The organism is Microbulbifer sp. TB1203 (assembly GCF_030997045.1).
In the GTDB taxonomy this organism is placed as follows: domain Bacteria; phylum Pseudomonadota; class Gammaproteobacteria; order Pseudomonadales; family Cellvibrionaceae; genus Microbulbifer.
The window spans coordinates 1,680,868-1,698,414 of the sequence record NZ_CP116899.1 but is presented as its reverse complement, the minus strand read 5'-3'; the positions used below and the strand labels follow the sequence as shown (position 1 = coordinate 1,698,414).

Genomic DNA, 17,547 nt, shown 5'->3' with positions numbered 1-17,547 from the left:
AGAGTATCCAGTTGGTGATAAACGCGATGCGAAGGTGCTGCTACCGGGGGCTTTTTGCGGGACCGTATGAGGCATGGATGCCGATTACGAGCGTACAGGGAAGTATTCACAGCGTGTCCCGTAAAAAGCCCCCGGTAGCAGCGCCGCCCGGGTTCCTAATTAAGCGCGACCGTGATTTAAGCAGACTTCAGGAGATTGAACCATGACCGCAGCACTCACAACTTACGCCACCGAAAAGCGTGACAGGTATCAGGCGCTCAAGGTCGAGGCCCAGGCCGCTTTCGCCACCGCCAACGAGGCGTTCGAAATCGCCAGCGAGGAATACCAGGACCTGGTGAACCAGTCGGCCGCGTTGGAGCGCGATATCGCAGGGCTGCGCAAACAGCTTTCCGGCAGCAGCCATATGCCGGCGGATATCACCGAATTGAGTGAAGAGCTGCGCAGCCTGCTGATAGAGCGCAGCCATCTGACCGCCGCCCTGTCGATAACCGGCGAGGACCGGAACAGTGCAAAAGTGGCCGCAGAACTGCATCGCACACGGCTGACGGAACTGGACAGTGCCCTGAAGCAGGCGGAATCCGAGCTCGCCAGTGCGCAGGCGATGGAGGACCGCCACGATGCCTGGACCGACGCGGGACTGGAGAGCGAGATAGCCACAGTGCGGGACCATGCGGCGGCGCTGCTCGCCGATACCTTTACCCCGGACCCCGGTGACGAAATCAACCCGGCGGAAATTCTCGCCGCCGCCAGGGCGAGGGTTGAGGAGGATATTCCGGAAGTACTGCGCGATCGCGCCCGCGCCCGGGCCGCCCAGGCCGTCGCGCGCCAGACCGCCCACAACGACCTGCGCGACGCCGTAGTTGCCAGCGCCCTGGCACAGGGTGCCGCAGCGGGTGGAAGTGGCGGGTTGGTGGTACAGCGGCAAATGGAATTCAAAGCGGCGGAAGCCGACTTGAAAAGCTATGCCCTGAACAGTCTGGACGATTATCAACGGGCTATCGAATTGCTGCAGTCGGTGGTGAACAGCGAGGAACTCACCGACGCGGCGGCGGAGAGCATCGACGATGCCGCGCTGGCCGCGGGTGATCCCGCCATTACTACCGAGGAAGCGCTGCACGATGCTCGCGCGGCGGTGGAAGCCAAGGAGGTGGAGTTGGAACTGGCCACCGTCAACGCGCTGATCGGCGATATCAACGCCGACCCGGAAGACGACACAGATGTGCAAGCGCGCAGGTCCGAACTGGAATCCCTGGAGGGGGATCTCGAAGCCGCGGAGACGGCGCATACGGAGGAGCTGGCCACTGCCATGGATATCTGGGAGGCCGCGGTACCGCCCGCCATTTGGAACAACCTGCGGGCCTTCGATCGCGCACTGGAACTACTCACTGAGCTGAGTAGCAGCGACGCCAGCCCCCTGATAATTGCCCTTACCGATACAGAAAGCGCGCTGATCGACGCACTGGCGCTGGACGACGACAACCGTCGGCTGGCGGGCTACCTGAAATTTTCCACCGCGCTGACCCAGGCGGAGAGCGACTACCTGGCGCGTACCGGCAGTTCGATGACAAGCAGTGCCATGCGAGGGGATTTTTAAATAAATATCGTCATTCCGGCGCAGGCCGGAATCCATATCCGCCGGGAGGTAAATGGACTCCGGCCTTTACCGGAGTGACGAAGGGGAAATGTTTAATCAATGGATTTTCGGAACCCAACCGAAAATACAGGAGAATCACCGTGTCCAATACAGCGTTGAGTGAAAACGGCAAAACCACCGCCCTGGGGGAAATGCTGCCGATAGATCCATTCCGCTCCCTGTACGTGCACTTCGGCATGCTGCTGGGGGTGGAGGACTTCCGCACCCTGGACGCCTACCACCGCGGCAAAATGTGGTTCCACAGCAGTTGGCTGCACCGCCAGGGTACCATCTGGGGGCTGGGTGTGGCGCTGGACGGGGAACGTAGCGAAGTGCGGGTGGAACCGGGAGCGGCGCTGGACGAACTGGGGCGCGAACTGCTGCTGCACCGCGCCGCCTGCCTCAGCCTCGGTGCCTGGTACCAGGAGCACAAGGATGATCCGGAACTGGCGGAAATTGTCGAGGTGAACGAGGACACCGGCGCGGTAACTTTCTCCGCCCATGTGGTGATCCAGTTCAGGGCCTGTCTGGAGCGCCAGGTGCCGGCGATGACCGAACCCTGCGACGGCAGCAGCGCGACCACGGCCTACTCGCGGGTGGCGGAAACCGTGGAGCTGCACCTGCTGCCGGGCCCCGCTCCGGAGTGGCGATCGGAGCCCGGACAATTGCCGTTCCACCGGCTGCGCCTGCTGTTCGGCCTGGAGGAAGCGCTGGTCGATGAAGAAGACACGGTGATCGATAGCGACCAGGACGTACTGGACGCGCGTGCGGAAATCGAGGCCTTGTCCCCGGAGCAGCGCCCCGCCGCCCGTTTGCAGTGGCTGCGCCATTTCGCCGCGCTGGACGAAATGGAACAGTCGCCAGCCCCGGTGGACGAGGGCGAGCGCCTGTCCCTGTTCCCGGCCGCTGACCCGAATCCCATTCCCCTGGCAAATCTCTCGGATATCACCCTGCTGCCCTCGGAAGATGGCTGGGCATTGGACCCCGAGACGCTGACTCCCAATCGCGTGGACAACGGTATCCGCCCCGTACATATCCCCACCACAACTATTCAGGAACTGCTGTGCGGCCCCGCCACAACGGGAGCCATGGCAGCGGTAGCACCCGCCGAACCGGGGCCGGCAGTGGCCGATGCCGGCGGGCCGCGGGTGGAGCCGGACTCGGTGGAAGTGGACGGCGAATTTATCCGCTTTACCGTGCAGGGCGGCCCGCTGATGAAGGCCAGCGTGGACAGCCGTGCGCTGAGCGTCTCCGCCTTCGACAACCGCGACGGCTGGATCACCGCGGAAATCAAAAAAGTCACATACGAAGAATCCGATGGGCGGATTGAAATCGAATTGCGCGACGCCCCCGGCGGCAACCTGGTGCGGCTGATCGTCCGCGGCACCGGGCCCCAGCCGATGATGGGTCGCAACCGCCTGCCCCTGGCGGGTGCCGTGGGCGGCCCGGCAGCGGACAAAATGAACGGAAACGATTTTGTTTCCATGGTGAGAATCAGGAGCTAACTCATGGCAGAGAAAACGATCACCGGCACCGGCGCCAGCCTGGTCAAAATCGGCTCCAGCAGCGGTCACACCATTATCGACAAGAGCGGCCTGCTGCGCCGGCTTCACTATTTCGATGGAAAATTCCTGCGCGCACCGGATCTCCTGTTGGAGCAACAGGCCCTGCTCAACCAGGTGCGCATCGCCAACCGCGCCGGTGGCGCCGGGGTGGTGCACGGCTACGACTGCCTGCTGTCGGGCGGGGAGCTGTCCATCGGTGCCGGAATGGCCATCGACAACGCCGGCCGCGCACTGATGCTGCACGAGGATATCCGCGTGGGGATCGCCGAACTGATCGAAAAATCCCGCGCGGCGCTTGCCGCCGAACTGCGGGTTGCCACGGTGGAAAAAACGGATACGGGCGGCTTCGACGACTGCGTATTGCATACCGAAGAGCCCCCTCTGGGCGTGGCGGAGAGCAGCGACCTCTATTTGATTACCCTGCATCACGCAGAGGCTTACTGCGGTGAGGAGGATGTCTACGGCAAACTCTGTTCCGAGGCCTGTACCACCAGCACCGAGCGCTCCTACATTATCGAGGGAATCGAAGTGCGCGCCACGCCGCTGGAATTGACGGTGCCGCTGAAGCAATCCCAGGCGGTCGCCCTGGGCGAAGCGCACCTGCGCTCGCGCGTGGCCTCCGCTTATTTCGAACAGGAGCGCCGGCAGGTTGCCGCGCAGATCTCCGCCAGCGGACTCACGTCCTCCCTCTGGTGCCTGGGTGCGGCGGCTGCGACAGGCAATGGTGTGCCTATCGCGGTGCTCGGGCGCCGGGGTGGAACAACCCTGTTCCTGGATGCCTGGACCGCCCGCCGTGAGCGCATGGAAGTGCCGCCGCGCCACTACTGGGCCTACCGCATGATGATGCGGCCGTGGAAGGTTTTCCTTGCCCAGGTATTGCAGTTCCAGTGCCAGCTGCGTGCCTGCCTGACCGCCACGGACCCGGAGGCGCCCTGTAAGAAACTGGTGGATTTCGATCCCTGCGCCGACACTCGCAAAGTGGCCGGCAAAGCGGCGGAGGGTATGCGACTGTTGCTGGACCGCATGGGCGCAGTGGCCGGGCGTCTGGCGGAATTTGACGAAAGTGTTTTGGCCGCGGCGGATTTCGATTTCGCAAACGACCTGTCGCAGCTGGAGCGCAACTACCAAAAGCTGGTGGATGTATCGCGTATCGAGGTGCCGGACCGGCTGATGATCAACTGCGGCATTGTCGAAGTCCCCAGCGCCGGCTACCTCCCGGTCAATGCCAACAGTACTGTGAGTGTCAACGAACAGGTGACACGGATGTTCGGTCCCGGCGTGGACCTGCGCTTTTGTGTCGTGCGCCCGGACTTTGTGGCCCACGCCTTGGAGGAGGCGCAGCATATGGAGCGCATCTGCCTGTTGCAGGGGCTGGAGGACGCCGCGAAAAAACCGCGGGTGGATGTGCTGGTGCCCAACGGGGAAATCCAGCAACTGGAGGTTGAGAGCCGCGGCACCGGTTATCGGGCGAAAATCCAGTTGCGCGGCGAACTGTTCGCCCTGGGGTGGCCGCGCAAAGTGCTGAATCGACTCAGTGCCCTGCGCGGCAATGAGACTGCCGAGGCTGCGGAGTTTTCCCGCGTTATCTCCTACGCGGCCACTGTGTCCAGGCAACTGCCGGAGATGTCCGGCGCGGCCCGGGGCGAACGGCTGACGAGCGGCGGCTTCAGTTTCCACTGCGCCGCGCAGAGTGGCCGCCAAGCGCTGCAGACAGCCACCCTGGCGGCGGCCAGGCGCGCGGCCGATTCGGTGCTGAATTTGCTGGGCGAGGGCGACAGTGCAGGGCGCTTGAGTAGTGGGCTAAGGATCAATACCAATATCGATGCGCTCGCGGGGTCCACGCTGGTGCCGGGTACGGCGCTCTGGCTGGACCTGAAGACCGAGCGCAACCCTTTCGAGCTCGCCACCGGTGAATCCACCGATGTTCGGGGAAAATGCACGGTGGTGGTCTCGCGCACCATCAACAATGTAAACCAACTGACTGTCGAAGAGCGTCGTATCAGCGGCCAGCTGCATATCACCCAGGGCGCGGCGCAGAAAACCGACACCAAACTGGTGGGCCGCCTGATTGCCGACGGCACCTGGCAGCGGGTTACCCTGGCCGATGGTGAGCGCAGCGAGCGCTCGGACCCGGTGGAGCTGGATGAAAAGGTGATTATCAGCCGGGCCGCCCTCGCCGGCCTGCCGCCCAGTATTTCCATCGCCATTGTCAATCCGTCCTTTTTCGCCGGCCTGGACAATGTGCAGCTCCTGTTCGAACGCAGCTGGGTATCCGCCACTGAATCGCGAGCCCGCGTACTGTTGCGCTATCAAAGCAAATACACCAGTTCCGGAGCCGAGAAATTTGTCGCGGGGATGGCTGCCAACCTGGCCGCGGCAGAGGGCTCGGAAGAGTTTGTATTTGCCGAGGCTTCGTTGGTTGAGGACAGCGCGGTACTCAAGCCGGGCAATGAATTCCATAGCGCCTCTCTCAATGCGCTGAGCGCCATTGGCAAGGCCACCGAGAACAATGGCTTTGCCGACCGCGCCGGCAAGCTGCTATTCCCGCCGCCGCAGAAACTGCCGGAGGAACTGCGGATTCTCGCCCGGGAATCCTGGGTACTTTTCCACCGACGCAGGGAGAAGACCTGTGAGCAGATCGCGGTGCCCGAGGTTTTGGTCAGGGAGCGCCAGTACCGGGTCTACCATATCCACCTGCCCGTGGAGATAGATGTGGACAAGCTGGCCGAGGCGCTGGCTGCCGATGCCGACGGCGTAATCGCCGGCTTCAAGCCCAAGGCTGTCACCACCGTCGCCTTCGCCCCCGGCCTGGCCGCGGTGGAAACCTCCCACGGAGATGTGCGCAGCGACTGGCAGGCGGCTGTACAGGTGGACGCGGATATGCATATCGGCCTGATCGCCAGTGAAGGCGAGGTGATCGACGACGGCGAGGCGCTGGCCGACGCTCGCCTGCAGCGGCTGACAGATCTGCTGGCTCCGGTAAGCGAGCCGGCGGACGACCTGGAACTGCTCAGTATCAACCACGTGCCCGAGTCTCTGGCCGCCGGCGAAGTGGATGGCGTGATTGTCTATTTCACCAAGGCGGTGGCCACGGAGTGCCACGCCACCTATCGGCTGGTAACCGACAACCTCGATATCCTGATGGGGCGCCTGGAGGAATTCCTGAAATCGGATAGCGACGCATCGCTGGCGGAATTTCTCAAGGATTTCGGTGGCCAGACATTGTCCACCAGCCCGCGCTTCCAGGGTGGCAGCGACGAATTTTACGGCGCCGGTGAAGCGGATCAGTTGCACGCGAGCTGGGATCTGGCCGGCGATGGTCCAGTCAGCCGGGCGATGACACTGGCCGCGGAGGAAACGGAAGAGCAGCAACAGCTTACCCGCGCACAGGCCCTCAGAATTGCAGGCGTGTTGAACAGCAATATCAATGCCGAGGCCGTGGACTACTTCCCGGCACCGCCGAGACTGTTCCCCGCATGTCCCAAGGCCACGATACTGGTCGCCGAGATACAGTGTCACGACGTTTATCTCTATACCCCGCCTACGGAAGATCCTCTGGCAACTCTGAAAGAGCTACAAAAAATCGCTGGAAGCCAGGGTATTACCGCGGAAATGCTGAACAACAGCGAGCGGGAAAATGTGTTTTCCAATCTGCAGCCGTTGGATTTCTACCGGGATAGTGGACAGATCGAGGAATTGTCCAAGAAGCAGTTCTTACTGAAGTGGCAGTCGGAACTGAACGGTACCCCGCCCTCCAGCTTTACCGGCTACTACCTGGCCGTGGCTCGTGCCGGAGGAACCGAGGCTGAGACCGCAGCCAACCTGGAACTGGCGAAACTGCAGGCGGAAAAAATCAATGGACTGATGGGAATCAACAGCGAGGTATTGATCGCAGTTACCAATAGTCAGGAAGTGGAATTCCCGGTGAACTGCCGGGCGTTAACCATAGCACTGCTGCCGATGAAACTATTTCGGGCGTCGACGCTTACCGAGCGCGTCGCCCTGGTGCGCGGCGAAGAGGGTGAGACCGGGGAGCCGGCATTGTCTCTGGAACTGGCCCGCTCCATCCGCTTCGACAGCGACAACGAGCTGATCCGCGACGAGCTTTTCTCCGCGGCAGTAGAGAGCTTTGGAAGCAGCGATACGAAAATCAAAACCCTGGAACTGGTGAGCATGGAGGGCACCGCCAGCGAGAAGGATGAGGCGCGGGCGAAAGCGCTACTCAAGGTTCTCAAGGACGAGGGAGTAGCCAACCGCAATGCCAAGGTGGTGGTGCGCGAGGCGGATGCCAAAGAGAGGGTCGAGATAGTGCGCAGTGGTTTTGTGCTTGATCGCGGCATAGTGCTCAAGTAGCACTGAGAACCGAAGGGCAGTAGCCATGGGCAATCTGCGGGCCAAGGCCGGAGAAGCGGCTGCCATCAAGACGAAAAGCACCGTCAGTCGCAGCCGCAGCCGCGAGGGCGAGAGCGCCTCCGCCGAGGACGGGTTCAATCCGTTGTGGCAGAGTATGGCCATTGGTGCCCGGCAGGAGGCGGTCGCTTCAATCTCCCCACAGCCGCGCCTGGTGCAGCGTATGTGTGCCGAGTGCGGCGCGGAGAAGCGTGAGGAGCAGCCCGCCCGCGTTCAGGCCCAATTGACCATCGGCGCCGTCAACGATCCCTACGAGCGGGAAGCAGATCGCATGGCGGAAGGCTATTTGGCCGGCACCGCGCAGGACCGGGACACACTGGAAGCTGCGCCCAGCGAACAGGTACAGCGCAAATGCGCGGCCTGTGCGACCGGCCCGGAGCTGCAGATGCAGGCCAACTCCGGTCCGGAGTCATCTGCCAACCAGGCCAATGCCGATGTGGAAAGCCAGCTCGAACGCAGGGCGGTCGGTGGCGATGCACTGCCCAAGGCGGTGCGCGAGGGCTTTGAAACCTATTTCAATACCGATTTCAGCAATGTGCGCATACACAACGATCCCCGAGCCAGCGAACTGTCGCTGGCGCTCGGCGCCGAGGCATTTACCTACGGGAGTGACATCTACTTTGCGCCGGGCCGTTTTCGTCCCGGCACCACTGGCGGCGACCGCCTGCTGGCCCACGAATTGACCCACGTGGTACAACAGGCCGGCGGCGCGCCGTCGGTGCAGCGCGACAACAAGAAAAAGACCGCACCCTACGTGCGCCAGGTAACCGGTTCCAAGCCCGGCACTGCCATTCACAACGAAGTGGAGGCGCGCCTCATAAAGGATTCGGGCAATTCCGCCCTGGTGACCGAAGCACCGATCCCCGGCAATACCGCCAGAGGTAAAAGCAAATACAACAAGTGCGCGGTGGGCTGGGCCGATTTTTATAAGTCCAAACCTGCCACCACTGTCGCCGGGATTTTTTACGATTGTGAGGTGGATAAAATAACCAGCCAGAAAAAAGGCTACGCCAACTTCCCCGACGATTACCCCGACAAGGCACGCTTGGTTCAGCACCCAACCAAAACGGCCGGAACGCTGAAGCGCGAACCGCGTATGGTTGGCGACAAGGTCAGCGGCAGCTTTCCCGGCGAAGTGTGGGTGGGAGATTTAAAACCGGCGACCAAGGCCTCGATTCTGGGCGGCAACAAACAGCTCACCAATTATCAAACCGGCCTGCCGCGCTTTGCCAAGGACGCCAACAGCGACACGGTGGAGGTAAAGGAACTCAAGCAGAATCAGCTCAAAATACCCGATGCGCTCAACTACAAGGATTTTGATACTCAGGCCACGAAGAAAGGTGATGCCCTGCTGCACCCCGCTGGTTCTGAGCACAGAATCTGGATGTACCCCTACCGCGACGGTCTGTGGCTGTATTTCGACTTGCACAAAAATCTCAACACCCAGGGTTTTGGCAAGCGACTGAAAGCCGTAAGCGACCACCTCGATTCATTGAAGAAAAATATTCCGCGCAAGAAGAAGCCGACAACCCTGAACAAATCTCCGCTGCCGGGGTCCGCGCAGACCGGGGTTGGCAAGCCCGCAGACAAGCCAGATCGCGGAAATAAAGACCTGCGGCAAAAATCGATATCCAAAAGGCCGCTGTTGCGAAAATCCAGGCCGCTGGTGCAGCGGGCGGAAAGCAAAGCCCTGGACGCCTGGGAGTCGCGTCGCGGTAAGTGGTCAAGGGATATGGCCGAACCTTTTCTGACCAATGAATCCGCCATCATCGTCAAAGTGGAAATCGACGACCTTCTCAATATCAGCGGTGGCGATTCTCTGGCGTCCTTTCACAAGGATACCCGCAGTATCTGGTTGTGGAGCGGAAAGCTGGGCGCCCTGATCGGAAAGATCGCCTTCCATTTTGGGGAGGGTTGGGAAAAAGTTAAAAAATTCTTCGCCGGAATAAAGGATCGTTTCAATAAATCCGTCGATAAGTTGCCAAAGGCCGGTGATGTCAAGCTGGGCGGATGGAAGAAAAGTGTTCTATCGACCATTTTGAAAGGCATCAAGAAGGGCTTTCCGATCGTCGCAGCTTTGATGCTGCGCCTGTTCCAGAATTGCATCGATGCCATCATTGATGGCGCCGCGCAAAAATTCTGGAAGCTGATCGACAAGGAAACTGGTATCGGCGAGGCGATGGAAGATTTGCTTAAGCCGTTTAAGGAAGCAGGAGAGAAAATCCACGATCTGGTTGATAAAATAAAGGCCAAGTTCGAGGATGTTTTCGAAGTTATGAAAACCTTTAGTGCTATGGTTACCGAAGGACAAAAAATCAGTTCCTTTATCGGCCAGTTGGAAATTCCCATCCGCCTGATATTTCAGGCTATTTCCTGCGGCTTTCCACCGGGTTGGGGCTGCCTGTGGGGCATCGTCGGCCAGTTTGCGATGTCCTTTGTGGTATGGACGGTGACCAAGGCCTGCGCATTCCAGTCACTGCTCAATCGCATGGCCTGTAAACTGCTGGAAACTGAATTGCTGACTTCGTTTGTGAAATGGATCAAGCAGACAATCGAGGGTTTTGGCTTGAAGGAGGTGATCGAGCTGGGCGGTAGCAGTTGCAGTTTCGATGAAAAACTGGATTGCAAGATTGAAGCCGAACCCGGCTGCTTTGAAATCCCGGGTGCCGGAAAAATGGGCGAGTCCAGCGGTTCGGGTAAATCCTCAGGGGGCGAGGACGGTGGCGAGGCTCAGGAAAAGCCGCCGCCTGCCAGCTACAAGGAAGCACGCAAAGCCATTGACGCTGAGGCGCAGAAGAAACCGCTGCCTTGCTACGAGCTGGAACCCGGCGTCCCGGCCACCTGGCAACACGTGCAGAAATTCCTGGATCTGGCGAGCGCCAACCGCTTGTCCGGCGATGTGATCCGGGCCATTCACTACCAAAACTGCAGTGACACCGCAGGCAAGTACATCCTTTCGCAAATGATGACCGACGTCGCCAGCCCGCCCGCGCCGGTGGCACCGGGCACGCAGCCGCCCTCCGCTTGCGCCACTTGCACGCCGAGCGGCGGCGGCAAAGACGGCGGTGGAGACGGTGGGGGTAACGCCGGAGGCAAGCAGGGCGAGAGCGGCGGCGGACAGGGAGAAGGTGGCGGCCAGGGCCAAGGCCAGGGTGGTAAAGGCCAGGGTGGTAAAGGCGAGGGTGGTAAAGGCGAGGGTGGTAAGGGCGAGGGTGGTAAGGGCGAGGGTGGTGGCAAAGGTGAAGGCAGCGGCGCCGGCCAGGGCGGCCAAGCGCAGCAGGGTACTCCACCGGGTAAAGGCGCGGGCCAAAAACCGCCAAGTGGACTTCCTCCCGAGGAAAAGCCGCCCGAGGAAAAGCCCGAAGACAAACAAGAGGATAAACAAGAGGATAAACAAAAGGCGGAAAAGCCGTTGGAGTGGACCGACGAAGATCAGCAATGGTTGGAAAATTTATTGAATCCACCACCTCAAGAAACCGAGGACCAAAACGCACCTAAAGGTAAGCCTGAAGGGGGTGGAGCTGGCGAACAAAGTAAAGCCGACAAGCTGGAGACTATCGGCGGAATCCTCAAGGAATGGGCTCGCGATGCGCGCAACAGCGGCGACGAAGACACTGCCAAAAAATTGGATCAACGCGCGGATAAATTATTCGATGAGGCAAGTAAGGCACTCGAGGAGGAAATGGAATAAATTATTGAGGATGTCGGCTGGACTGGCACGTCAGCACCGTCGAACGCAGCCAGGCGCACGCGCAGTAGTTGTGAAACATCTTCTGGGGAAAGGGAAGTATTGGAAGGATTATAAGAAAGAAAAGATCCTGTCTAAGTTTTTGGAGGAATTTATATGAATCGCATGGATTATGGGGTAAAGGTTTCCAGCAGATTTCCGGAAATTGTTATAGCACGCAGTAGTTTTGTGCTCGATCGCGGCATATTGTTTAGGTAGCGCCGAAATTCCATGGGCAATTTGCAGGCCAAGGCCGGAGACTCGGCCGCCGCGAACAAGACAAGCCCCGCCGGCCGCAGCCGTGACGGGGAGACTGCGGCCGCGGAGCGTCAGTTCAACCCGCTCTGGCAGGGTATGGCTACCGGCGCCCGGCAGGAAGAGACCGGTTTTTCCGCGTCGCAGTCCTCTCTGGTGCAGCGCATGTGCGCCGAATGTGCCGAGGAAGAGGAGGAGGAGCAACAGGAGGCTGCCCCGGTCCAGCGGCTGTGCAGCGAGTGCGCTGAGGAGGAGAGGGAGGGCGAAGCCGCCACTCAGTTCCAGATACACCCGGTGCAGATGTGGGACTGCCATGACTACGGTCCGCCCACTTGCAGTGTTCAGGCCAAATGCGCCAGTTGCGATCAGGAGCTGGTGCAGCATCGCTCCTCTGCGGAAGGGCAAAAACGCAGTCCCGGAGCTATCCAGCGCATCGCCAGCGAGGGGCTGTCCGGCGCCAACCAGCCCCTTCCCCACGGGGAGCAGATTCAGGCCTCCTTCGGCCGCCACGATATTTCCGGTGTGCGCACCAGTACCGGCGGCGCCGCCGGCAGGGCTAGCGAGCAGATGGGCGCGCTGGCCTACACCTCCAGCGATCGCATTGCCTTCCGCCAATCTCCAGACCTGCGTCTCTCCGCTCACGAGGCGGCGCACACGGTGCAGCAGCGTTCCGGCCTCAAACTTCCTGGCAATGTGGGCCGCCCCGGCGACCGCTGGGAGAGACACGCGGACCGGGTGGCGGATGCAGTTGTAGCCGGTGAATCCGCGGAACCTCTGCTGAATGAGGTCGCCCCGGGTCCCGGCCGCGCAGCCCCGGCGAAGGGGGACGGTATTTCCGGGGCGGTGCAGCACCAGATCACCTCCATCGCCTCGCACCGGGTGGAGAGCCCCGTCTCCGCTACGGGGGGTATAGGTGGTGAGGCTGCCGGCGAAAAGACGGAAGGCGCCGCAAGCGGGGAAGTCGGAGGCAAATCGGAAAGCGGCGAACAGGCCGCCGGACAAGAGGGGGAGCAGGCCGCGGAAACCGAAGCCGCCGCGGAGAGCCCGGCCGCCGAACAGGCGGAGCCGGAAGCGGCCTGTGAGGCCGCCGAAGGAGAGGAGGGTGGAGAAGCCGCGCCGGCGGCGGGACAGCCCGCCGCTGGCGCCGGGGGAGAGGGCGAAGGAGGTGGCGAGGGCGGTGGCGAAGATCAGGGGCGGCGCCTCGGTGAGTGCTATAACGCCGCGTCGCCACCGCGATCGGAAGACGCGGAGGAACCGGAAGGGGACGCACCTCCCAACGATGTCCAGGAAGAGAGTGAGGTCTCTTTCCCCGAGTGGGAAGAGCCCAACGATGCCTGTGAGTGCGAGGTAGGCGAGGAATTGCAGCAGACCGCCGAGCAGATACCTACGGAGGTGGCGGCTAGCTCCGGAGGGGAAAGCGTCGCTACGGCGCAAGCGCCAACTGGCGGGGAGGGCGAGCACCGGGAAACCGAGGGGGGAGAAGCGGTGGCCGCCGAGACCGGGGGTATGGCAGCCGGAGAAGGTGGTGGAACTGGCGGCGGCGAGGGAGGCGAGGGAGAAGGCGGTGACATGACCGGGGGCGGCTTCCTCCAGGGGGAGGCCGCGCGGGATGCGGCCATCGAGGACTACACAGCCGCCAGCGAGGAACTCGGTTCCGTTCCCGGCCGTGCCGCACTGCTGTCCCGAGGCTTGGTGTTTGCCGGTGCACAACGGGGCAGCGCCGCCGACGAGGTGCGCCGTGCCACCGCCCTGGCCACTATCGGCGCCTTTATGCAGGGTGCTGCGGCCCAGGTGCAACAAGCGGTTGCGTTTGTGCAATTCGAGGTTCCAGCGCGCCTAGGAGGCATGGCTGAGGCCACCAAAGCCGCCATCGAAGACAGCATGGCGGAGCAGCGGGCCGCCATCTCCGCGCGTATCGCCGTGGCGCGCAACCTGGCTACCGGCACAGCAATCGCCGCCCGCGCGCACGTTGCCGTCCAGCACGTCGCCAGCGTGGCCCGTGTGAATGCCGAGACCGACGCCGCCATCGCCAGCCTGCAGGCCGCCTACACCGGTGCCACTGAATCCATCGCCCGCCGCGAGACCACCGCCCTGGGAGAGGTGAATTCCCGCTTCTCCACCGGGCGCGAGAATCACGAGGCCAAGGGCGTGGAGTACGGCAACCGCGCCATCCGTCGCGGCCAGGAACACGTGGATCACTACGAGGGGTGCAAGAGGGACCGCAACTACGCCGACGACGGTTTCTGGGACGGTTGCCTCAGTGTGCGCCGCTACCACGCGCAGCAAAAGGCCGCCTGCAAGACCGCCAGCGGCTTCTACAAAAATATGACCGAGACGGCCCAGCGAAAGGGCTACAACCTGCGGGAGCAGCGCACCCAGTACCGCTGCGCGGTGATCTCCGGCGCCGGTCAATCCCAATCCACCCTGGACAGCACCATCGAGCGGCTTACCTCCGGCCTGGAGAGCGGTCGCGCCGGCACCCTGGCCGGTCTCGCCCAGGTGCGGGACATGAACCTGCAGGCGGTGGACGCAGCCCTGGCCGCCACCTTGCAGAGCCTGGACCGCCGGGAGCGGGAGCAGCGTCAGGCAGTCAACGATTCAGGTTATATCCAGCAGCTGGCGGTGGAACAGCTGGCCCACAGTGTCTCCGCAAGCCTGGCCCGCAGCGTGGGTTCCGCGATGACTTCCCTGGAGATAACCCTGGCGCAGTTGCGTGAGCAGCTCACTGCCGGTGATGCGCCGCAGCCTGAAGAATTGGCGGCGATGTTGGCTCCGGCCCGCGAGGGGCTTGAAGGGGGCATGGGCTCCCTGTTGGGAAAAATGGAGGAAGGTGCCAGTCGCGCCGAGATGCAGTTGCTCAATGCCGGGTTCAACGCCGCCGAGGCGCTCGGCGCCATCTCCTCCGCCAACGACTCCGCCACTGCCGAGGCAGAGGGCCGCTTTGTCGGGCAGATGACCACGTTGATGGGCGCGGCTACTTCCTCCATGGGCCAGCTCGCCGACAAGCAGGTGCTAAAGGCCCAGGAGAGTGCGGCCCAGGGGGCCGACAGCATGCAGCAACTGGCCGCTGGTTTCGAAAGCGCCACCGAGCAGATCTACACCAGGGTGGACGAGGCCATTGCCAACTCCCTGTCCGAACTGGTCCAGGATCTGGACCATATGGAGGGAATGCTGGACGGCAAGATCATCCGCGAAGCCAATATGGCCGCCTCCAAGGAACAGCCGGCTTGGAAGGACGTGGTTGCGGTGGTGCTGATCGTGCTGGTAATCATCGCCTCCATCGTGGTCAGCGTACTCACCCTGGGAGCCGGCGCACCCTTCCTTGCGGTGGTGCTGGTGGGGGCCATAGTCGGCGCCATTACCGCAGGGTTGATCCAGGTGATCAACAACTGGGCCGCCGGCGAAGAGTGGGACACCGGGCTGGTGCAGGCCATGGTGATCGGTGCCGTCGGCGGCGCGCTGGGCGGGGCCATCGGCGCCGGTGCCAACGGCCTGGCCCAGGCGGCGGTACAGGGCGCGGTGCGCGCCGGCGCCAGCCGGGCGGCGCAGACCGCTATCAATGTGGGGGTCAACTTGGCTGGCGACATGCTCTCCGAGGGGCTTTCCCAGGGTTTTGCTTACGCAGCCTATGGGCAGGACTTCAACTGGCAGGGATTCGTTATGGCTGGCGGCATGTCCGGTGCCTCCTCGCTCCGCGCCCGCCCGGGGGCTGGCGCACGGCCCGGTACTCGCGGAGCGGACGTAAGCGCCCCAGCGCCCCGGACCGGCGGAGCGGATGTGGGGGTACCGGCGGCCGGTGGCAGCTCGGTGCGCGGCGCCATGGCGGACCTGGGTGTTGGCATGGGTCTGGCCGGCGCGGTGGAGCTGGCGGATGTTGCCATGGGCGGCGAATTCGATGCCAGCCGTTTTGCCTCCAGCGCGGCATCCGGTGCCGCTGGTGCCAGGGCCGCCGCCCGCGGTGCCCAGGGCGGCCCCAGCAGGCCCAGCACACCGCCCACCTCACGCCTTGGCCGCGCCCGTGCGAGACTGACGGATTCCGCCATCGGACGTTTTGCTGGCAGGGCGCAAACAAGAGCCGGCGGGTTGCGCGATCGGGCCTTTTCTCGCCTGGAAATTTCAGACACCTCCAGCGCCAGCCGACGTTGGGGCAGTACCCTCAAATCGGCGGAAGACTGGTTTGCGGGCGGTGCCGGGGGACTTTTGGGGCGGCGTAGTGCACCGGAAGCACCGGGATCGGCAAGAGCGAGACTGGAAGAAGCTGACTCTCCCACTTCCCGTTCGACTGAAGAACAAACAAGGACGCGCAGCGATTCCGAGGTCGAAGCCGCCGCGGCGCGATCGCAACAGAGTCGTTCAAGAACGGACATAGACCCGCGTACGCCGGCCAAGAATCTTTCGGATGCAGAGCTCGCCTCCTCAACTACTACTCGCATGCGAGTGGGAGATACCGATCACCATGTCTCCGCGAGAAAGCCGGTCGACCAGGTCGTATGTGAGGTCTGTAGCTTTGCCTGCGGTAGAATCAAAAATAAGATCGACGAAATAGAAGCGCACCTGCGTGCCTTCGATCCGGATCATCCGCTGCTGGAAGGACTCGATGCTTTGAGGCAGCGCGTTACCCAAGTGGAAGAGGGTATTGAAAACGCATCGGTAACTCACCGCGATGTGGTCGATGCCAGCGCCGAAATCGCCGGGCATTTCCGACGGTTGGGTGAACTGGAACCGCGCCTGGGAGAAGCGCTCAACCATCCGGCGAGAATCGTTCCTGAAACCGGCGCTCCCCATGGCCGGATCAGTACGGTGGATCTCGGCGTAGATACCGGAACTCGGCAGGTTAAGCCTATTGAAAACTTTGCTGATTTGGATATTCCCGACGGAACGCCCGTGCTATACGTTTTGCGTGACAGAGAAACTGGTGCCGTAATGAAAGTTGGGCAGACCACGATGGGTACGAACTCGGATGCACGTTTCGGTCGCTACCACACGGCGGGATCAGAACTTGGCATCAGGTTGGAACTCGAGGTTACGCCGATAGCGAATTTGCGCGGCCAAAAGATCGAAGTACCTGAAGGCCGTTTGCGAGCTGCACTCGAAGATCAGGGACATGTCATGCCGTGGGACTACACCAAACCCCACCAATATCGCGATGTACGTGGGCAGGGAAGATTAGGTCGATTGGGGAGAGAAGGTCCGGGCGTTCCGTTTGAATCATTGCCGAGCAGCAAGTACAGTCGCCTGCGCCGCGAAGGCTATGACTGGGAGCGCGGTGAAGTACCGAGTAAAGGATATCTGCAACATCCGTCCAGACATTCCGGCGTTCAACCGACGACTCCGCTGGACCGTACCGCGGAGGTTCTCAGAGACATGCCCGGCGCGACGCGGGCGGAGCAGGCCGCAGCACTCGGGATCAGCACAAGACAACTTCGCTGGCGACTGGCAGAATGGGCACAACAGCTTCGCGACAGGGGTGTTTCGGTTACGCGACGGTAATAGTTCATACAGTAGGTTTTCGCACCAACAGCTAATCCTTTGCCAAGGAGTTACTTCATGTTATCAAATCATCCTCTCGACGATATTCCGGACTCGTTTTGGCAGACTATTGAAGTCGCGCGGAAAGATCAAGATCAACTTATTGCAGCAGTTAATTCCATGAGTCGAGATCAGTTGCTTGAGTTTATCTGGACGTTTCAAGAAGTTGCGGCTGAGTTCAAATACGAACCCTATACGGACTACGTCAGCCCCGAGCTATCTGAAGATGGTATCGATGACGTTGCCTCCTGGGTAGTAGAGCAGGGAAAAGAATCCACCTATTCAGTGTTCGATAACCCATCGCGCATGCCGGAAAGAGTCGATCATCCTTTGGGTTTTCTGAGCAAAGCCGTCCGTGCATTTTACAAGCGCTTCGGCGGACCAATACCACTTAGGCCGTAATAGACACAATAAAAGTTACACCGAAG

General features: G+C 61.7%; 6 protein-coding genes. All 6 read left to right on the top strand.

Annotated features, from left to right (window positions below):
• Positions 1-202 precede the first annotated feature (202 nt).
• A complete protein-coding gene (locus tag PP263_RS07195) occupies positions 203-1,594 on the top strand; it encodes a hypothetical protein (RefSeq protein WP_308367700.1) in 1,392 nt (463 codons plus the stop codon).
• Positions 1,595-1,734: 140 nt separating this feature from the next.
• Entirely contained in the window at positions 1,735-3,138 is a 1,404-nt protein-coding gene (locus PP263_RS07190; protein ID WP_308367699.1) for a hypothetical protein, read from the top strand.
• Between the two features lie 3 nt (positions 3,139-3,141).
• A complete protein-coding gene (locus PP263_RS07185; RefSeq protein WP_308367698.1) occupies positions 3,142-7,551 on the top strand; it encodes a hypothetical protein in 4,410 nt (1,469 codons plus the stop codon).
• Positions 7,552-7,993: 442 nt separating this feature from the next.
• Positions 7,994-11,299, top strand: a complete 3,306-nt coding sequence (locus PP263_RS07180; protein ID WP_308367696.1) for a DUF4157 domain-containing protein — start codon at positions 7,994-7,996, stop codon at positions 11,297-11,299.
• A gap of 267 nt (positions 11,300-11,566) precedes the next feature.
• Positions 11,567-17,080 carry a DUF4157 domain-containing protein gene (locus PP263_RS07175; RefSeq protein ID WP_308367695.1) on the top strand — a complete coding sequence of 1,838 codons (5,514 nt, stop codon included), beginning with the start codon at positions 11,567-11,569 and terminating at the stop codon, positions 17,078-17,080.
• A gap of 57 nt (positions 17,081-17,137) precedes the next feature.
• Positions 17,138-17,521: a DUF4240 domain-containing protein gene (locus PP263_RS07170; RefSeq protein ID WP_308367694.1), complete on the top strand. Its 384-nt coding sequence runs from the start codon at positions 17,138-17,140 to the stop codon at positions 17,519-17,521.
• Positions 17,522-17,547: the final 26 nt, after the last annotated feature.